Source organism: Bradyrhizobium sp. CCBAU 45384, from assembly GCF_028128665.1.
GTDB lineage: Bacteria > Pseudomonadota > Alphaproteobacteria > Rhizobiales > Xanthobacteraceae > Bradyrhizobium > Bradyrhizobium manausense.
Window position 1 is genome coordinate 112,758 of the sequence record NZ_LBIZ01000113.1, and the last position, 20,285, is coordinate 133,042.

Consider the following 20,285-nt stretch of genomic DNA (forward strand, 5'->3'; position numbering starts at 1 on the left):
GCGCTCTAAGATGCGCGGGCGGCGATCGCCATGGACCTTCGAATGTGATTGCTCGCGACTGGATCAGTGAGGCGCTGGCCCGGCTCGCTCAAAGGCACAGCGCCACGTGCCCATAGCGTTGCAGTTGTCCGCCTAACTCACCGAGGCCCGTTTGCTCGGGGCTCTCAACCTCATTCTTTTCAATAATCCAATTCAGAAGTAAGCCACTCGGCGAATGCTCGCACCGCTGCGCGTCGTCGGCTAGCACGCGGATAAACAAGGCTATGGCCGATATACCGAACGTCAGTTGATCGTCCCGCGAGCGGCGCAACGAGCCGACCGGCTGCCAATTCGCGCTCCGCGAGGAGTGTCGATTCCAGCGCGACACCAAGCCCCTCTACAGCAGCTGCGATCGCGAGAAAGCTCCGATCGAAGCGCATCCGGTGAAGCGCGGGTGACTCGATGCCGTTGGCACCGAACCATTGGTGCCATTGAACGCGTTTGACGTCCGACCGGATCAGCGACTGGTGGAGCAGATCTGCCGGCTTGTGAATTGCGGACGCCACTGCTGGCGAGCAGAGGGGAACGACCGTCTCTTCCTTGAGCGGGGTGATTTCAACCCCTTCGGCGCGCGGTTCGCCGTAAACGATGTCGATGTCGTAGTCATCATTGTTGAACCGCGCGTAGTCCGTGCTCGCGGCGAGGCGCACATCGAGCTTTGGTTGAGCGGCAAGGAAGCGGGAGAGCCGCGGCGCGAGCCATTGAGCGGCAAAGCTGGGCGCAGAATGAACCCGTACAAGCTGTGGTCCGCGGGCTGACACCTCCTCGAGACCGCGCCGTAGCTCATCGAACGCCGTACCCGCGTGCCGCATCAGATTCTCGCCAGCAGGCGTCAGTCGAACGGCGCGCGTACTTCGCTCGAACAGGGTGGTGCAAAGCGTCCTTTCCAGCTTCGTAATTGCGTGGCTGACCGCGCTGGATGTCAGGCGAAGTTCATTCGCTGCATCGCGGAACGACCCGGTTCTCGCGGCAGCCTCAAAGATCCGAATTGCCGATATCGGAATGTTCGACAGCATGGGCTTGAGTGAAACAGATTCAGCAATTGGTGACAACTGCGCATTTGTAAAAGGGCATGTCGAAGACGTAGAGAGAGAGTCAACAAAGCTGGCGGCGACCAGCGGTGCATCGTGTAGCCAAAACATAGGGAGGGATGAATGCTGCTGAGCGGCAAGACGGCGATTATTTCGGGTGCGGCTTCGCCGCGCGGTATCGGTCTCGCGACAGCTCGGCGCTTTGTCTCCGAGGGCGCCCGGGTCGCGATTCTGGATATCGATGGCGCGGCGGCCGAAGCGGCTGCAAAAAGCCTTGGGCCCATTTCCGGTGGAACGCATCTCGGTCTTGCGTGCAACGTCGCCGATCGAGAGTCCTGTGCCAAGGCCGTCGACGAGGCAGCGAGCGCCTTTGGCCATATCGACATATTGATCAACAATGCTGGCATTTCCCAGCCGGTGAAGCTGCTTGAGATCACGTCAAGCGATTGGGACCGTATTCAGGACGTCAATCTGAAGGGCGTACTGTTCTTGTCGCAGGCGGTCGTCCCGCATATGCGTCGGCGCAGGTCCGGATCAATCGCGTGCATGTCTTCCGTTTCCGCTCAACGCGGGGGCGGCATCTTCGGCGGTCCGCACTACTCGGCGGCGAAGGCGGGCGTGCTCGGGCTCGCCAAGGCGATGGCGCGCGAGCTCGGCCCCGATGGCATTCGCGTCAACTGCGTCACGCCAGGATTGATCGGGACAGACATCACGGCGGGCAAGCTCACCGACGAAATGAAGGCGAAAATACTGGAAGGCATTCCGCTCGGGCGTCTCGGCGAGGCCGCCGACGTGGCCGGCATCTATACGTTCCTTGCCTCCGACTTGTCGGCTTACGTCACGGGGGCAGTCATCGACGTCAATGGCGGAATGCTCATCCATTGAGCGGCTATAGCAGGGAGATCGTCATGGAAACCGTTGCGAAGCCGCTTGTGAATGCGCCGACGCTGGCGCAACGCGCCTACAATATTCGCCGCAACGCGCTTCGCATGGGCGAGGTTCAGGGACAGGGCTATATCGCGCAGGCGCTGGATATCTCAGATGTGCTGGCGGTGGCCTACTTCCATGCCATGCGCTACCGACCGGAAGATCCTTCATGGGAGGAGCGCGATCGCTTCCTCCTCTCCAACGGCCATTATGCGATCGCGCTCTACGCGGCGCTAATTGAGGCCGGAATTGTCCCCGAGGCGGAGCTCGAGAGTTACGGCTTTGACGAAAGCCGTCTGCCTATGTCGGGCATGGCTTCCTACACGCCAGGAATGGAAATGTCGGGTGGATCTCTCGGGCTTGGTCTTGGGATAGCGGTCGGGATGGGTCTTGGACTAAAGCGCAAGAGCTCCAGCTCCCGAGTGTACACGCTGTTCTCCGATGGTGAGCTCGATGAAGGCTCCGTTTGGGAAGCAATCATGTCCGCAGGCCACCACAAGCTCGATAACATCATCGGTATCATTGATGTCAACAATCAGCAGGCTGACGGCCCCTCAACTCAAGTGATGGCTTTCGAGCCCTTGGTTGACAAGCTGGAGGCTTTCGGCTGGTTCGTCCAGCGCGTTGATGGCAACGATCTCGACGCAGTCGTGAGTGCTTTCGATGCCGCCAAAGCTCACACTGAACCAAAGCCCCGCATGATCGTCGCCGACACGCTGATGGGCAAGGGCGTTCCGTTCCTGGAGCAACGCGAGAAAAACCACTTCATCCGTGTTGAGCAGCACGAGTGGCAGCTCGCACTCGCATCACTTGAAGCCGGGAGGCAGTCATGAAGCCCGCCACACCGCCGCCGGCACCGGGTAAGCCGCGCCTGACCACTTCGGCAATGATTGCCTCGATCGCGGCCGAAGGGCAAAAGACAAAATCGGCGCCGTTTGGACACGCGCTCGTCGCACTGGCCCAAAGCCGGCCCGACGTGGTCGGTATGACGGCCGATCTGGGTAAGTACACTGATCTGCACATCTTCGCGAAGGCGTTTCCCGAACGCTACTATCAGATGGGCATGGCCGAGCAGCTCCTGTTCGGCGCGGCCTCAGGCATGGCCGCGGAGGGATTTATGCCGTTCGCGACGACCTACGCCGTGTTCGCCTCCCGGCGGGCTTACGATTTCATTCATCAGACGATCGCGGAAGAAGATCGTAACGTGAAGATCGCCTGTGCATTGCCCGGTCTGACCTCGGGCTACGGTCCAAGTCATCAGGCGGCGGAAGACCTGGCCCTGTTCCGGGCCATGCCAAACATGACAGTGATCGATCCCTGCGATGCGCACGAGACAGAGCAACTCGTTCCTGCGATCGCTCAGCACCAGGGACCAGTCTACATGCGGCTGCTTCGTGGCAACGTGCCCTTGGTGCTCGACGAATACGATCACAAGTTCATTCTGGGCAAAGCCGCGATGATCCGCGACGGCTCGGATGTCCTGATCATCTCGTCGGGCATCATGACGATGCGGGCGCTCGAGGCGGCGAAGGAGCTCGAGAAGGATCGCGTCGCTGCTGCCGTGCTGCATGTTCCCACGATCAAGCCGCTCGACGAAGAAAGAATTGTTCGGGAAGCCGGGAAAGCCGGTCGGCTTGTCGTCGTCGCCGAGAACCACACGGTAATCGGCGGTCTCGGTGAAGCGGTCGCTGCTTTACTGATGCGCTCCGGCGTTCATCCGGCCTTCCATCAGATCGCACTGCCTGATGAATTCCTGGCCGCCGGAGCGCTACCGACCTTGCACGACCGGTACGGCATCTCGACCACAGAGGTGACGAGAAAAATCAAGGAATGGCTGGGTCGGTGAAGGCTTAGCCGTCACTCAGATCTATGCGCACCTATCGCTCGCAACTTTTTCGCGAGAAGGATCGCTGACGCCTTGTCGGCGGAAAACGGCCCAATGAGTGGTCAAAGGCCTGAATCGCCGCACCGCGAAACCAGCCTGAATTGGCCCCGATTTCAAGGAGGAAACAATGACGAACCGCAAGCAGGTCGGGATTAGTCGCCGGAAGTTGATCGTCGGAGCCACCGCGGTCCCTCTATGCGGCATTCTTGGTGGTCGGGCATCCGCGGCGGAGTTTAATTATAAGCTGGCCACGGGCCAGGACCCTGCTCATCCGGTCAACGTCAGGGCGCAGGAGGCGATCGATCGCATCCGCGAGGCGACAAGCGGGCGGCTCGACATCAAGCTGTTTCCCGCAAACCAACTCGGGTCCGATAGCGATCTCTTGACCCAGGTGCGCAACGGGGGAGTCGAGTTCTTCAATCAGTCCTCGTCCATTCTCGCCAACTTCGTGCCGGTCGCGGGTATTGTGAACACGGGGTTCGCATTTCAAGACTATGATTCCGTCTGGAAAGCGATGGATGGAGATCTCGGAACCTACATTCGTGCGCAGGTCGCGAAAACTCCGATCGTGACGGTCGGCAAGATCTGGGACAACGGCTTTCGTCACGTCACATCGTCGGTGCGTGAGATCAAGACACCGGACGATCTCAAGGGGTTCAAGATCCGCGTCCCGCCCGCACCGATTCTCACCTCCGTGTTCAAGGCATTGGAGGCCGGCCCTGCGCCGATCAACTTCAACGAACTCTACTCCGCCCTGCAAACCAAGGTCGTCGACGGGCAGGAAAACCCCTTGCCGATCATTGCGACAACCCGACTTTACGAGGTGCAGACCTCTTGCAGTCTCACCGGTCACGTCTGGGACGGCTATTGGATCTTGGGGAACAAGCGCGCGCTCGAGCGGCTGCCGAAAGACCTGCAGGAGATCGTCGCACGGGAGTTCGACCGTTCGGCGGCCGATCAGCGAGCCGACATCGCGAAACTCAGTCAGTCACTTCGGACGGACCTCTCGGCTAAAGGTCTCAAATTCATCGACGTCGATCGGGCCGCTTTCCGCCAGGCCCTGTCAAAGACCAGCTTCTACGCCGATTGGAAGGCGAAGTTCGGAGAGGAAGCCTGGGCGCAGCTCGAGAAAGCCGCCGGGCAACTATCATGAGCGCCGTGAACCACGCGTCGAATATTGACGCCGAATTGGGCGCATCTCAAAGCGGCGCGCGCCTATGGGCGGCAAACGCCAACAAGGTGCTCGGTCATGTGGTCGCGATTCCGGCGGCACTTTTGGTGCTCGCCGAGATCGCCGTGCTGTCAGCCGGTATCATCGGCAGATACGTGTTTCATTCTCCCATCATCTGGTCTGACGAACTCGCCGGAATCCTCTTCCTGTGGCTCGCCATGCTGGGATCGGTGATCGCCTTCCAGCGCGGCGAGCACATGCGGATGACCGCGATAATCGGCATGCTCAGGGCGGATACCCGCGCCTTTCTGGATGTCGTTGCAGCAGCGGCTTCAATGGCCTTCCTTCTGCTGGTCATCCAGCCGGCTTACGAGTTCGCCGCCGACGAGGTGTTCGTTACCACGCCGGCGCTTGGTATCGTGAATAGCTGGCGTGCCGCAGCCTTGCCCGTTGGTATCGGGCTGATGCTGGTCGCGGCGGTCCTCCGTCTCATTCGTATCGCGAGCTTGCGGAGCATGCTGACGGCCTTGGTATTGGTCGCAGTTATCATCACTGTATTTGCGCTGCTGGCGCCTGCGTTGAAGCCTCTCGGCAATCTGAACCTGCTGATCTTCTTCGTCTTCGTCGTGGGCGCCATGGTGTTTGCGGCGGTGCCAATTGCTTTTGCTTTCGGTTTGGCAACCGTCGGCTATCTGACGTTGACGACCAGCACACCCGACGTCGTGATCATTGGGCGCATGGACGAAGGCATGAGCCATTTGATTCTTTTGGCTGTGCCCCTATTCGTGTTTCTCGGGCTATTGATAGAGATGACCGGGATGGCGCGGGCGATGGTGGGCTTCCTGGCAAGCCTGTTGGGGCACGTCCGCGGTGGCCTGCATTATGTTCTCGTCGGCGCGATGTATCTTGTCTCGGGCATATCGGGTTCGAAGGCCGCCGATATGGCCGCGGTTGCCCCGGTTCTGTTCCCGGAAATGAAGCAGCGGGGAGCCAAGCCCGGCGATCTCGTCGCACTCCTTTCCGCGACAGGGGCGCAGACCGAGACAATTCCGCCCTCCTTGGTCCTGATCACGATTGGCTCCGTAACGGGCGTATCGATTTCGGCCCTGTTCACGGGCGGGCTCCTTCCGGGTGTCGTCCTGGCCATCATGCTGGCTGCGGTGGTCTGGTGGCGATATCGGCAGGAGGATCTGTCGCATGTCCAGCGCGCAACCAAGCGGGAGATTGGCCGCAGCTTTATCATCGCGCTTCCTGCCATTGCACTGCCATTCGTGATCCGCACTGCGGTCGTCGAGGGTATCGCAACCGCGACCGAGGTGTCCACGATCGGAATTGTCTACTCTGTCTTTGCGGGCCTCGTAATCTATCGGCAATTCCCCTGGCAGCGGATCTATCCGATGCTGGTGGAGACGGCGTCTCTTTCGGGCGCAATTCTTCTTATTATCGGCGCCGCAACTGGAATGGCTTGGGCTCTCACCCAGTCGGGCTTCTCAGCCTCGCTGGCCAAGTTCATGACCTCGCTCCCCGGCGGGGTGCCGATGTTTCTGGCTGTGACGATCATCGCGTTCGTTGTCTTGGGAAGCGTCTTGGAGGGCATTCCGGCGATTGTGCTCTTCGGACCACTGCTATTCCCAATCGCGCGCCAGGTTGGGGTTCATGACGTGCACTACGCAATGGTGGTGGTTCTCGCCATGGGTATCGGCCTCTTCGCGCCGCCATTTGGCGTCGGCTACTATGCCGCCTGTGCCATCAGCCGCATCAACCCAGATGAGGGAATGAAGCCGATCGTTGGCTATATGATCGCGCTCTTGATCGGAACCATCATCGTCGCAGCCATACCGTGGATTTCGATAGGATTCCTTTGAACAGAGCACATGGATTGCGGTCTGTCTCAACGCTGGGAGCTTCGGAGAATGTCCACAAAGATGGGTGACATGTCGTGGTGGCCTTTGGCTAGTTAAGTTGTGGTTCGCGGTCACCCTGGATGACCGCGGCGGTAAGAGGCGCGCTGGCTTTCGTTGCTGACCAAAACCAGCTCAACGCTGGTCTGCATCCGGGAGCTTGGATTTCAGCAATAGCGGCGCGATTTCAAATGGGGCCAGCCCGGTCGCTCTATCGGTCGGTCGGTAGATCGAGATGAACGACGGAAGCGGACGCGACGAATACCAGGAAGGGGCGCCATGGGTGAGCAGACCGACACGGATTCGCTGGAAACGCAGGAGTGGCTGGATTCGCTCGAGGCGCTCAGAGCCAACCGCGGTGCGGACCGTGCCAACTTCGTGGTGAATGCTGTTGTGGACGCAGCACGGCGTGACCGGCTCTATGTACCGCAGTCCCTCACGACCTCTTATTGCAACACCATACCTGCCAGCGAGCAACCGCCGTTGCCGGCCGACCGTGCGACTGAGCACAGGTTGCGCTCGATCGTCCGCTGGAACGCCCTGGCCATGATCCTGCGGGCCAACAAGCACAGCTCGGAGCTTGGGGGCCATATCGCCAGCTTTCAATCGGCGGCTACGCTCTACGACATCGGCTTTGGTCATTTCTGGCACGCGCCGACGGACAGTCATGGAGGCGACCTCATTTTCGTGCAGGGTCATTCCTCGCCGGGCATCTATGCCCGCGCTTTTCTCGAAGGACGTCTGACCGAGGAGCAATTGCTCAACTATCGGCAGGAGACGCAAGGCAAAGGTTTGTCGAGCTATCCGCACCCTTGGCTGATGCCGGACTTCTGGCAGTTTCCGACGGTCTCGATGGGTCTTGGTCCGCTGATAGCGATCTATCAGGCGCGCTTCCTGAAGTATCTCGAAAGCCGGGAGTTCGCCGCAACCTCAAACCGCAAGGTCTGGGCCTTCATGGGTGACGGAGAGATGGACGAGCCGGAGTCGCTCGGCGCCATTTCGCTGGCCGGTCGAGAAAAGCTCGACAACCTGATTTTCGTCATCAACTGCAACCTGCAGCGCCTCGACGGTCCCGTGCGTGGGAACGGCAAGATCGTCCAGGAGCTCGAAAGCGTATTCCGCGGCGCGGGATGGAACGTCATCAAGGTCCTGTGGGGCTCGGGTTGGGACCGCCTCCTCGAAAAGGACAAGAGCGGCCTCTTGCTCAAACGCATGGAAGAGTGTGTCGACGGCGAGTACCAGGATTTCAAGAGCAAGAGCGGCGCCTATGTACGCGAGCATTTCTTCGGCAAATATGACAAGCTGAAGCAACTCGTCGCCGATATGAGCGACGACGACATCTGGAAGCTGACACGCGGTGGGCATGACCCGGACAAGATCTTTGCTGCCTACACCGCCGCGGTGAACCACAAGGGCCAGCCGACGCTGATTTTGCCGAAGACCGTCAAGGGCTACGGGATGGGCGAGTCCGGCGAAGGGCAGATGATCGCCCATCAAGCCAAGAAAATGACCCTGAGCGCCCTGCGGGGTTTTCGCGAACGGTTCGAGATTCCAGTTTCAGACGAGGATCTGGAAAATGTCCCGTTCATCAAGCTGCCGGAAGACAGCCCTGAAATGCAGTACCTGCGAGCGCAGCGCGCTCGACTCGGTGGCTCTCTGCCGCAGCGGCGTCGCAAATCGCAGTCGCTCGAGATCCCGCCGCTGTCTTCGTTCCAGCGGCTGTTGGAGAACACCGGCGAACGCGAGATCTCCACGACCATGGCGTTCGTACAATTTCTGGGCAGTCTCGTGCGCGACAAGGCCATCGGCAAGCGCATCGTGCCGATCGTGCCGGATGAATCCCGCACCTTCGGCATGGAAGGCATGTTCCGGCAGCTCGGCATCTATTCGTCGGTCGGACAGCTCTATCGGCCGCAGGACGCCGACCAGCTGATGTATTACCGTGAGGACAAGCACGGTCAGGTGCTGCAGGAGGGCATCAACGAGGGCGGCGCGATGTCGAGCTGGATCGTCGCCGCGACGTCCTACTCCACGAACAACGTGCCGATGATCCCGTTCTACATCTTCTATTCGATGTTCGGGCTTCAGCGCGTCGGCGATCTGGCCTGGCTTGCCGGTGACATGCGCGCCCGCGGCTTCCTGCTCGGTGGCACTGCGGGCCGCACCACGCTCAACGGCGAGGGACTGCAGCACGAGGATGGCCACAGCCACGTTATGGCCGGCACGATCCCGAATTGCGTCTCCTACGATCCCACCTTTGCCTATGAAGTCGTGACGATCATGCGCGACGGCCTGCGGCGCATGTATCAGGACCAGGAGGACGTCTACTATTACGTCACCTTGATGAACGAGAACTACGCCCATCCGGGGATGGGTGAGGCGGCGGCAGGAGCGGCGACGAAAGCGGGTATTCTCAAGGGGCTTTATCTCCTGAAGAGCGGCGGCGAGACCGCGAAGAACGGTCTTCGCGTCCAGTTGGTCGGCTCGGGCACGATCCTGCGCGAAGTCATGGCCGCAGCGGACCTGCTCGAGGCGGATTTCGGCGTGACTGCCGACGTGTGGAGCGCGACCAGCTTCAACGAACTGCGTCGCGATGGCATGGCGGCCGAGCGCTGGAATCTGCTGCACCCGACGGAGCCTCGTCGCAAAAGCTGGGTCGAAGCCCAACTCGAGGGTCATCCGGGGCCGGTCGTGGCATCCACCGACTACATGCGCAACTACCCCGACCAGATCCGGGAATATGTGCAGGCGGCCGGACGCAGATACGTCGTGCTCGGCACGGATGGCTTCGGCCGCAGCGACTATCGCGTGAAACTCCGGCGATTTTTTGAGGTGGACCGGCATTACGTGGCGGTCGCAGCCCTCAAGGCACTCGCCGACGAGGGAGCAATAAAGCCTGCTGTCGTCGCCGAAGCCATCGGCAAATATCAGATCGACGGCGGGCGTCCCGCGCCTTGGACCGTGTGATGCAGGGAGCCGAGGGCAGAGCGATGAGCGGCGTGATCGACATCAGGGTTCCCGATATCGGCGACTTCAAGGAGGTCCCGGTGATCGAGGTGTTCGTCAAGCCGGGCGACAAAGTGAAGGCCGAAGATCCGCTGGTCGCGCTGGAGTCCGACAAGGCGACCATGGAGGTGCCCGCGCCGCGGGATGGCCGCGTGAAGTCGGTCATCGTCAAAGTCGGCGATAAGGTGAGCGAAGGGGCCGTGATTGTGCAGTTCGAGAGCGCCGGCGCGGAGCAGGCCGAGGCACGCCCGGTCGTCAGCGCGCCGCCATCGTCGGTCAGCGCGCCGGCTGGTGTCGCTGACGTGCGCGTCCCCGACATCGGCGACTTCAAGGACGTGCCCGTCATCGAAATCTTCGTGAAGCCCGGCGACAGTGTGAAAGCCGAAGATCCGCTGATCGCACTTGAGTCGGACAAAGCGACGATGGAAGTGCCCGCGCCGCTCTCGGGAACGGTGCGCGAGATCAAGGTCAAGGTCGGTGACAAGGTCTGTGAGGGCGCGATCATTCTCTCGCTGGGAACGGCGGGATCTGCCATGCAGGCCGACGGTCCTCCCAGGTCGCCTGCTGTCTCGCCGGCCGCCGCCGTGGAAGCGGCGGTGGCCGGTGCTTTTGACGAAGAGAGCTTTGCACTCGCCTATGCAAGCCCCGCTGTTCGCAAGCTTGCGCGCGAAAAAGGCGTCGATCTCGGAAAACTGAAAGGGACGGGCAATCACGGCCGCATTCTGCGTGAAGATGTCGAGGCTTACATCAAAGGCGGAGCGCTCCCCGCCGCGGCGAGGGTGGACGGTGCTGCCGGCGGCATCGACCTTCTGCCCTGGCCAAAGGTCGATTTCGCGAAATTCGGGCCGGTCGAGCGCAAGGAGATGGGCCGCATAAAAAAAATCTCCGCGGCCAACCTTCATCGCAACTGGGTCGTCATTCCGCATGTGACGACCCACGACGAGGCCGACATCACCGACCTCGAACAGTTCCGCGTCCAGATGAACAAGGAGCTGGAGAAGAGCGGCGTCAAGCTGTCACTTCTGCCGTTCATGGTGAAGGCGGCGGTCGCGAGCCTGAAGACATTCCCGGAGTTCAATGCCAGCCTCGACGGCGACACGCTGGTCTACAAGAATTACTGGCATATCGGTTTTGCCGCCGACACCCCCAACGGACTGATGGTCCCGGTGATCAGCGACGCTGACAAGAAAACGATCCCCGAGATTGCCAAGGAGATGAACGAACTCGCAAAACTGGCGAGGGACGGCAAGATCAGGTCGGAGCACATGCAGGGAGGAACGTTCTCCATCTCCTCGCTCGGCGGGATCGGCGGCATCTACTTCACCCCGATCATCAATGCGCCCGAAGTCGCGATCATGGGCGTGTGCAGGAGCTTTTGGAAGCAGCATTCGCCCGACGGCAAGACGGCAAATTGGCGCCTGACGCTACCGTTGTCGCTCTCCTGGGATCATCGCGTCATCGACGGAGCCGCCGCCGCTCGGTTCAATGTCTATTTCGCCAAGCTGCTCGCCGATATGCGGCGAGTACTGTTCTGATGGTCGGGGCATCATGATGGCGAACCAGATCGAAGTAACAGTTCCCGACATCGGCGACTTCAAGGATGTCGCGGTGATCGAAGTGATGGTGAAGCCCGGCGAGGCCATTGCGGTGGATACCGGCCTCATCATGGTCGAATCCGACAAGGCCTCGATGGAGATTCCGTCATCGCATGCCGGTGTCATCAGCGAGATCCGGGTCAAGGTGGGCGATAAGGTGAGCGAGGGATCCGTGATCCTCACGCTCGAGGCCGAAGCTACCGCGACAAAGCGCGTAGCGGCGAAGGGCGAGGAGGCTCCGGCTGCTCCTGCGCCCAGACCTGCGGGCGCGAGCCACGGCGGCAAGGCGGATATCGACTGTGACATGCTCGTGCTCGGCGCGGGGCCTGGGGGTTACTCGGCTGCCTTCCGCGCAGCCGACCTCGGCATGAAAACCGTGCTCGTTGAACGCTATGCCACGCTCGGCGGCGTATGCCTCAATGTCGGCTGCATTCCGAGCAAGGCCCTGCTGCACACAGCCTTTGCGATGGACGAGATCCCCCATCTCGCCGCGCATGGGGTGACTTTCGGGCCGCCGCAGATCGACCTCGACAAGCTGAGGGCCTTCAAGGACGGGGTGATCGCCAAACTGACGGGCGGCCTCGCCGGCATGGCCAGAGCGCGCAAGGTCGAGGTCGTCACCGGCACAGGTTCGTTTCTCGATCCGCATCATGTCAAAGTGACGACGGCGGCCGGTAAGAAGACGGTCAGCTTCGGCAAGGCGATCGTCGCGGCGGGTTCGCAGGCGGTGAGGCTGCCTTTCCTGCCGGAAGATCCGCGCATCGTCGACTCGACCGGCGCGTTGCTGCTTCGCTCGATCCCGAAGCGCATGCTGGTCGTCGGCGGCGGCATCATCGGGCTGGAAATGGCGACCGTCTACTCGACGCTGGGCGCACGCATCGACGTCGTCGAGATGCTGCCTGGGCTGATGCCGGGCGCGGATCGCGATCTCGTCAAGGTCTGGCAGAAGAAGAACGAGCAGCGCTTCGACAATGTGATGCTGCAGACGAAGACCGTCGGCGCAACGGCGACAAAGGCGGGCATCGAGGTCTCTTTCGAGGGCGTGAAGGCGCCTGCTACCCCGCAACTCTACGATCTCGTGCTTGTCGCGGTTGGTCGCTCTCCGAATGGAAAGAAGATCGGAGCGGAGAAGGCGGGCGTTGCCGTCGACGCGCGCGGTTTCATACAGGTGGACAAGCAGATGCGGAGCAATGTCTCTCATATTTTCGCCATCGGCGACATTGTCCGGCAGCCGATGCTGGCGCACAAGGCCGTGCACGAAGGCCATGTCGCAGCCGAGGTGGCAAAAGGTGAGAAGTCCTTTTTCGACGCACGCCAGATCCCGTCTGTAGCCTACACCGATCCGGAGATCGCCTGGGCCGGCAAGACGGAAGAGCAATGCAAGGACGAAGGCATCAAGATCGGCAAGGCTGTGTTTCCCTGGGCCGCGTCTGGCCGCGCCATCGCCAATGGTCGCGATGAGGGCTTCACCAAGCTGATCTTTGACGAGACCACGCACCGGATCATCGGCGGCGGGATCGTGGGTGCCCATGCCGGCGACCTCATTGGCGAAATCTGCCTGGCGATCGAGATGGGGTGCGAACCCGCCGATATCGGCAAGACGATCCATCCGCATCCGACATTGTGCGAGTCCATTGGCATGGCGGCCGAGCTCTTCGAAGGCCACTGCACCGATTTGCCGCCGCAGAAGAAGAGATAGCGAAGCAGTTTCGTAGTCACGTCGACCAGATGAGAGCAATCAAGAGGGGTTTTCATGTCCACTGATGTCGTGATCGTTTCGGCGGCCCGTACTGCGGTCGGTTCTTTCAACGGAGGCTTTGGCAACACGCCTGCTCACGAACTGGGCGCGGCCGCCATCAAGGGGGCACTCGAACGGGCGAAGGTCGACGGTGCCGAAGTCGACGAAGTCATCATGGGTCAGGTGCTCTCCGCCGGTCAGGGCCAGAACCCGGGTCGCCAGGCGGCCATGGGCGCTGGCGTGCCGCAGGAGAAGACGGCGTGGATCCTGAACCAGCTTTGCGGGTCGGGCCTGCGCGCCGCCGCTCTCGGCATGCAGCAGATCGCCAATGGCGACGCCAGCATCATCGTAGCGGGCGGACAGGAATCCATGTCCTTGGCTCCCCACGTGGCTTATATGCGCAGCGGGGTGAAGATGGGCGATTTCAAGCTCACCGACTCGATGCTGAGGGACGGGTTGCTCGATGCGTTCCATGGTTACCACATGGGCAACACGGCCGAGAACGTCGCTGCCAAGTGGCAGATAAGCCGTGGCGAGCAGGACCAGTTCGCGGTCGCTTCGCAAAACAAGGCCGAGGACGCGCAGAAGGCCGGCCGCTTCAAGGAGGAGATCGTCCCGGTAACGGTCAAGACCAGGAAAGGCGACATCGTCATCGACAATGATGAATACATCCGTCACGGCGCAACGCTCGATTCGCTTGCAAAACTGAAGCCAGCCTTTTCGAAGGACGGCGGCGTGACCGCGGGCAACGCCTCCGGCATCAATGACGGCGCGGCAGCGGTGGTGCTGATGTCGGCCAAGTCGGCCGCGACGCGTGGTCTGACGCCGCTCGCTCGCATCGCTTCATGGGCGACCGCCGGCGTCGATCCCGCGATCATGGGCTCGGGCCCAATCCCCGCGTCGCGAAGGGCTCTGGAGAAAGCAGGCTGGAAGGTCAAGGATCTGGAGCTCGTCGAAGCCAACGAGGCTTTCGCTGCGCAGGCACTCGCGGTCAACAAAGGCATGGGCTGGGATCCGGCGATCGTCAACGTCAATGGCGGCGCGATCGCGATTGGCCATCCGATTGGGGCGTCCGGTGCACGCGTGCTCGTCACGCTTCTCCACGAAATGCGGCGTCGCGGCTCGAAGAAGGGCCTTGCCACGCTTTGCATCGGGGGTGGCATGGGCATCGCGCTGACTGTGGAGCGCTGATGGCGGCGGTCACAACGGGAACGGTTTCAACGGAGGTCAGAATGGCTCGTACAGCGGTGGTTACAGGGGGCACGCGCGGCATTGGCGCGGCGATCAGCAAGGCGCTGAAAGACGCCGGCTACAATGTCGTGGCGAGCTATGCTGGCAATGACGAAGCTGCTGCCAAATTCAAAGCCGCGAGCAGCATCGAAGTCCGCAAATGGGATGTGTCCGACTATGACGCCTGCGCCAGGGCGCTCGGCGCCATCGGACAGGTCGATGTGCTCGTCAACAACGCGGGCATCACCAAGGACGGGATGTTCCACAAAATGAGCAAGGAACAATGGTATGGGGTCATCAACACCAACCTCAACTCGCTCTTCAACATGACGCGCCCTGTCTGGGAGGGCATGCGAGAGCGGAAATTCGGCCGTGTGATCTGCATCTCGTCCATCAACGGGCAAAAAGGCCAAATGGGTCAGGTCAACTACTCGGCCGCCAAGGCCGGCGACATCGGCTTCGTGAAAGCCCTGGCTCAAGAAGGTGCCCGCTCAGGGATCACCGTCAATGCGATCTGTCCTGGCTATATTGCCACTGACATGGTGAAGGCGATCCCGCAAGAAGTGTTGAACAAAAGCATCCTGCCGCAGATTCCGGTCGGTCGGCTCGGCGAGCCTGAGGAAATCGCGCGCTGTGTCGTCTTTCTCGCATCAGATGACGCAGGCTTCATCACAGGGGCGACCATCGCCGCCAATGGCGGCCAATACATGGCGTGAGTCGGCTCTCAGGATTCGGATCACCTGAGAAGGTGTTGGAGAGGCTCTCTTACGGACGACTGGAGGGGAAGATGAACAGCGACACATTGCCTAACGAGCTGTCCGGATATCTGGAGGGACTGATGCAGGCCGGTCAGCAGTCGGCCAAGCGGTTTGACGAGGCACTCGCGGCGGCGATGGGAGGGCAGGGCAAAAGTGTGGCTGCAGGCGAGGCGCCTTCACCTCTTGCGCTCGCCATGGATGTGCAGCGCGAGTACCTGATGCAGCTCTGGCGTTTCTGGACCTCCGCTCCCGTAAGGGTTGCCACGCTCGGCGCAAAGCCCGCGATCGAGCCGTCGTGCGGCGACCGGCGCTTCAAAGACGAGGCGTGGCAGGCAGGGCCCTTCTACGACTTCCTCAAGCAATCCTACTTGCTATCAGCCAGGCAGTTGTTCGATCAGGTCGAGCAGGCGCAAGTCGATGAGAAGACGAAGTTGCAGCTTCGCTTCTACGCACGCCAGTTTATGGACGCGATCAGTCCGTCGAACTTCCCGGCGACCAATCCTGAAGTCGTCCGAAAAGCCATCGAAACGCGATCGGCGAGCCTTGTGCAAGGCATGATGAACCTGATCGAGGACGTCAGGAAAGGCCGGATCACGCGCGTCGACGAATCGGCCTTCGAAGTTGGCGGCAATCTCGCAATCACGCCCGGCGCGATTATCTTCCAGAACGAACTGATCCAGTTGATCGAGTACACGCCGCAGACGGCCGAGGTGGAGAAGACGCCGCTGCTGATGGTTCCGCCATGCATCAACAAATACTATCTGCTCGACCTCGGCAAAGAAAATTCGCTGGTCGAATACGCCGTCGCCCAAGGGCATCGCGTGTTTCTCATTTCCTGGCGGAGCGCCGTCCCCGAGACGGCGCATCTAACCTGGGACGACTATCTCTCTCTCGGTCCGTTGAGAGCGATCGAGATCGTGCGCGATGTCACGAATGTGGACAAGGTTCATGCGCTGGGCTTTTGCGTCGGCGGCACCATTCTTAGCTGCGCGGCGGCGGTGTTGGCAGGGCGCGGCGAAGACAAGCTGGCAAGTCTGACGCTGCTGACGACCATGCTGGACTTCGCCCACACCGGCGACATTGGGCTATTGATCGACGAGCGGTCGGTCTCGTTACGCGAGGCGACGATCGGCAACGGCGGCATTTTGCCGGGCAAGGATTTGGCGTTCACGTTCGGCACGTTGCGCGCCAATGACCTGATCTGGCGCTATGTCGTCGACAGCTACTTGAAGGGAGCTCCGCCCGATGCGTTCGATCTGCTGTATTGGGATTCCGACACAGTGAGCCTGCCGGGACCGATGTACTGCTGGTACACGCGTAACACTTATGTGGAGAACAAGATCAAGGATCCGAGGGCGACGACGCAGTGCGGAGTGCCGATTGATCTTTCTGAGGTCAAGGCGCCACTCTACGTGCTCGCCTCGCGCGAGGACCATATCGTTCCGTGGCAGACTGCGTATCGTTCGACGCGGATCATCGGCAGCGAGCCACGCTTCGTGCTGGCTGCGAGCGGTCACGTGGCGGGCGTGATCAATCCGCCGGCACGCAACAAGCGAAGTTACTGGATAAACGATGATGTGAACTACGTGGCTGAGGATTGGCTCGTTGAGGCCGAAGAGAAGCCCGGCAGCTGGTGGCCCGATTGGAGCGCTTGGCTGAAGCGACATTCGAGTGGAACTGTCCCGGCCCCCGTCCAGCCCGGCAACGCGGCTTATCAGGTGATCGAGCCGGCACCAGGCAGTTACGTCAAGCAGAAGTCAAATTGAGCACCGGAGCTGTCCCGAACGGCGTCCGATTGCAGCGTGGGGTTCCAGTTGCAATCGTCAGGAATCATCGTTGCGGATTGGCAGGTCGGAGTTACGGCTGGTTGCGATTTAACTCGCTGGGAGCTGTCTGAATTCGCATCGCGATTTGCTGCAGCGGCTCGTCATTGTGAACATGAGGGATGACGAACTGCGGATGCGTTTTTTGGGACGAGCTGGGCCTGCTGTAGACGTCTGGTTGGATGTGAAGGCGATCGCATGGGGCAGTCATGAGGAAGCGACAGTTCGAAAAATCCCGGATTGTCATCGTCGGAGGCGGAGCCGGAGGATTGGAGTTTGCAATGCCTCTCGGCGACAAGTATGGACGCAGAGGAACACTCGATATCACATTGAACGAGCAAAACCGCACCTATGTGTGGAAGCCGAAGCTTCACGAGATCGCAGCCGGGAGCATGGATATCGGCGCTCACGAGGTCGATTATCTCGCGCAGTCCTACTGGCATGGCTTTCGCTATCGCGTCGGTGAGATGACCGGGATTGATCGGCATCGCCGTCAGGTACAGGTGGCGCCACATCTCGATGCAGAAGGTCGCGAAGTGACGCCAAAGCGGACCTTCGACTATGACATTCTAGTGCTCGCCGTCGGAAGCCAGAACAACGACTTCGGCACGCCTGGTGTCGCCGACCACGCGATGAAGCTAGAGACGCAGGCGGATGCCAGGCTCTTTCACGAAACAATGGTCAATGCATGTATCCGTGCGCATGCCCAATCGTCGCCACTGGGAGTTCACCAACTGAAGGTTGCGATCGTTGGCGCCGGGGCGACCGGCGTCGAGCTTGCTGCCGAACTCCATAGAACGACGCGTGAGGTGGTGGCCTACGGCCTCGACCAGGTCGACCCTCAGAAGGACATCAGGATTACGTTGATTGAAGCTGCCGAACGGGTGCTTCCAGCTTTGCCTGAGCGAGTTTCGAAAGAGACCGAGAAGTTGCTGGCCAGGCGCGGAATCGAGGTGCTGGTCGGCGCCAAGGTTTCCGAGGTTGGTGGCGATCGCGTCAGCCTGACGGACGGCCGGACGATCCCCGCCGAACTGATCGTCTGGGCCGCAGGAGTCAAAGCGCCCGATTGTCTAAAGGACATCGCTGGCCTCGAAACTAACCGGATCAATCAACTCGTCGTTCGCCCGAAGCTACAGACGACGCGCTATGCACGCATCTTTGCAATTGGCGACTGCTGTGCCTGTTCATGGGGGGAGCGCGGCAACGTGCCGCCTCGTGCGCAGGCAGCGCATCAGCAGGCCGCCCATCTTTATTGCCAGATTCCACGGTCTCTGCATGGCACGCCGCTAGATGCCTACCGGTACAGGGACTTCGGATCCCTCATATCGCTCGGCGAATTCAGCGCCGTTGGCTGGATCCTGGGCGCACTCGTGGGCAGCAACTTGGTGTTCGAGGGTATGTTCGCGAGAATAATGTACCTGTCTCTCTATAAGATGCATGAATGCGCATTGCATGGCCTCGCAAGGGTGACGCTTAGCACGCTGGCCCGCCTGATCAACCGGCGCACCGAGCCCCACGTCAAGCTCCATTGACCAGGGATCGTCCTTGTACCAGATCAAAATCCTGTTCACAGCGTCACTGAGCAACGGAAAGACGGACCGCCCATGAAGATCGGTACTCCCAGGGAACGCGTCGAAGGCGAGAAGCGCGTGGCGATGACGCCGCAGTCCGCAATCGCACTGAAGAAACTCGGCTATGACTGTCTTATCGAATCGGGAGCCGGATCGGCGGCCCGCTTCTCGGATCAAGCCTATCGTGATGCCGGCGTGACGGTGGTGGCCAGGCCGGCGGACCTTTGGGCGCAAGCCGATGTCGTCGCGAAGATCCGGCCGCCTGGCCTGGACGAAGTCGAGATGGGCCATGCCGGGCAGGTCGTGATCTCGCTGCTGTATCCGGGGCAGAACAGCGAGCTCCTCGAAGCGCTCAAGACGAGGGGCTTGACGGCGCTGGCGATGGACATGGTGCCGCGGATCAGTCGTGCCCAGAAGATGGACGTCCTATCGTCGATGGCCAACATCGCCGGGTATCGGGCAGTGATCGAGGCGAGCAACAATTTCGGACGCTTCTTCACCGGCCAGATCACTGCCGCCGGCAAGTTGCCACCAGCCAAGGTGCTGGTGGTCGGCGCGGGCGTCGCCGGCTTGGCGGCGATCGGTGCTGCGGTTTCGCTGGGCGCGATCACCTATGCTTTCGACGTGCGGCCGGAAGTCGCCGAGCAGATCGAATCGATGGGCGCCGAATTCGTGTTCCTCGCATTCGAGAAAACCCAGGATTCGGCAGCCACAGGCGGCTATGCGGCTCCCTCTTCACCGGAATTTCAGGCCAAACAGCTCGCCAAATTCCGAGAACTCGCTCCAGATATGGACATCGTCATCACCACCGCCCTTATTCCGGGCCGCCCGGCGCCAACGCTGTGGACCAAGGATATGGTCGAAGCGATGAAACCTGGCTCGGTGATCGTCGATCTCGCGGCCGAACGCGGCGGTAACTGCGAACTGACCGTCCCGGACCAGGCGATCGAGACTGCGAATGGCGTCAAGATCATCGGCTACACAGATTTTCCCTCGCGTATGGCAACGCAAGCCTCGACGCTTTATTCCACCAATGTCCGCCACATGATGGATGACCTGACGCCGGCCAAGGACGGCGTGGCTGTGGTCAACATGGAAGACGACGTGATCCGCGGCGCCACCGTGACGAAAGACGGCGTGATCACCTTCCCGCCGCCGCCACCAAAAGTGCAGGCGATCGCCAAGGTCATGCCGAAGAAGGCCGTTGTCGAGACCGCCGAGGAACGGGCGGCGCGTGAGCTCGCCGAGTTCAGGGCCGCCGGCAGGCGCCAGACCTGGATGCTCGTTGCCGGCGCGATCGTCACTCTCCTGATCGGCAGCGTCGCGCCCGCGAGTCTCATGCAGCACTTGATGGTCTTCGGGCTGTCGGTTTTCGTTGGTTTCCAGGTGATCTGGAACGTCGCGCATTCGCTGCACACGCCGTTGATGGCGGTCACCAACTCGATTTCATCGATCATCATTCTGGGCGCGCTGCTGCAGGTCGGCTCATCGAGCCTGATCGTCAGTCTGCTTGCGGCGTTTTCCGTTTTGATGGCGTCGGTCAATATCTTTGGCGGCTTCCTGGTGACACGGCGAATGCTGGCCATGTTCCAGAAGAGCTGATCGGGGGG

The 20,285-nt window shown here is 60.9% G+C and carries 14 protein-coding genes; 13 read left to right on the forward strand and 1 reads right to left on the reverse strand.

Annotated features, from left to right (window positions below; all coding sequences use genetic code 11):
* Positions 1 to 179: 179 nt before the first annotated feature.
* Entirely contained in the window at positions 180 to 1,055 is an 876-nt protein-coding gene (locus XH80_RS25265) for a LysR substrate-binding domain-containing protein (RefSeq protein WP_271600885.1), read from the reverse strand.
* A gap of 138 nt (positions 1,056 to 1,193) precedes the next feature.
* Here XH80_RS25265 and XH80_RS25270 point away from each other — a divergent pair, with 138 nt between their 5' ends.
* The 13 genes from XH80_RS25270 (at position 1,194) to XH80_RS25330 (ending at position 20,277) form a co-directional block, all read left to right on the forward strand.
* Positions 1,194 to 1,955, forward strand: coding sequence for an SDR family NAD(P)-dependent oxidoreductase (locus XH80_RS25270; RefSeq protein ID WP_271600886.1), 762 nt, complete (start codon positions 1,194 to 1,196; stop codon positions 1,953 to 1,955).
* Positions 1,956 to 1,978: 23 nt separating this feature from the next.
* Entirely contained in the window at positions 1,979 to 2,830 is an 852-nt protein-coding gene (locus XH80_RS25275) for a transketolase (protein ID WP_271600887.1), read from the forward strand.
* The gene (locus XH80_RS25280) at positions 2,827 to 3,843 is read left to right on the forward strand and encodes a transketolase family protein (protein WP_271600888.1); all 1,017 of its coding nucleotides are present in this window, start codon (positions 2,827 to 2,829) and stop codon (positions 3,841 to 3,843) included. The genes XH80_RS25275 and XH80_RS25280 overlap by 4 nt, the downstream gene beginning before the upstream one ends.
* Positions 3,844 to 4,009: 166 nt before the next feature.
* Complete coding sequence (locus XH80_RS25285) at positions 4,010 to 5,035, forward strand: TRAP transporter substrate-binding protein (protein WP_271600889.1); 1,026 nt, start codon at positions 4,010 to 4,012, stop codon at positions 5,033 to 5,035.
* Positions 5,032 to 6,918, forward strand: coding sequence for a TRAP transporter large permease (locus tag XH80_RS25290; RefSeq protein ID WP_271600890.1), 1,887 nt, complete (start codon positions 5,032 to 5,034; stop codon positions 6,916 to 6,918). The genes XH80_RS25285 and XH80_RS25290 overlap by 4 nt, the downstream gene beginning before the upstream one ends.
* 315 nt (positions 6,919 to 7,233) lie before the next feature.
* Positions 7,234 to 9,921, forward strand: a complete 2,688-nt coding sequence (gene aceE, locus XH80_RS25295; RefSeq protein WP_271600891.1) for a pyruvate dehydrogenase (acetyl-transferring), homodimeric type — start codon at positions 7,234 to 7,236, stop codon at positions 9,919 to 9,921.
* A gap of 23 nt (positions 9,922 to 9,944) precedes the next feature.
* Positions 9,945 to 11,495, forward strand: a complete 1,551-nt coding sequence (locus XH80_RS25300) for a dihydrolipoyllysine-residue acetyltransferase (RefSeq protein ID WP_271601048.1) — start codon at positions 9,945 to 9,947, stop codon at positions 11,493 to 11,495.
* Positions 11,496 to 11,511: 16 nt separating this feature from the next.
* The gene (gene lpdA, locus XH80_RS25305; protein WP_271600892.1) at positions 11,512 to 13,254 is read left to right on the forward strand and encodes a dihydrolipoyl dehydrogenase; all 1,743 of its coding nucleotides are present in this window, start codon (positions 11,512 to 11,514) and stop codon (positions 13,252 to 13,254) included.
* Positions 13,255 to 13,308: 54 nt separating this feature from the next.
* Positions 13,309 to 14,484 carry an acetyl-CoA C-acetyltransferase gene (locus XH80_RS25310; RefSeq protein WP_271600893.1) on the forward strand — a complete coding sequence of 392 codons (1,176 nt, stop codon included), beginning with the start codon at positions 13,309 to 13,311 and terminating at the stop codon, positions 14,482 to 14,484.
* A 41-nt stretch (positions 14,485 to 14,525) separates the two neighbouring features.
* Complete coding sequence (gene phbB, locus XH80_RS25315; protein WP_271601049.1) at positions 14,526 to 15,239, forward strand: acetoacetyl-CoA reductase; 714 nt, start codon at positions 14,526 to 14,528, stop codon at positions 15,237 to 15,239.
* A 71-nt stretch (positions 15,240 to 15,310) separates the two neighbouring features.
* Positions 15,311 to 17,047 carry a PHA/PHB synthase family protein gene (locus XH80_RS25320; protein ID WP_271600894.1) on the forward strand — a complete coding sequence of 579 codons (1,737 nt, stop codon included), beginning with the start codon at positions 15,311 to 15,313 and terminating at the stop codon, positions 17,045 to 17,047.
* 266 nt (positions 17,048 to 17,313) lie between these two features.
* A complete protein-coding gene (locus XH80_RS25325; RefSeq protein ID WP_271600895.1) occupies positions 17,314 to 18,636 on the forward strand; it encodes an NAD(P)/FAD-dependent oxidoreductase in 1,323 nt (440 codons plus the stop codon).
* Positions 18,637 to 18,708: 72 nt separating this feature from the next.
* Positions 18,709 to 20,277, forward strand: coding sequence for a Re/Si-specific NAD(P)(+) transhydrogenase subunit alpha (locus tag XH80_RS25330; RefSeq protein WP_271600896.1), 1,569 nt, complete (start codon positions 18,709 to 18,711; stop codon positions 20,275 to 20,277).
* The last annotated feature ends 8 nt before the right edge of the window (positions 20,278 to 20,285 follow it).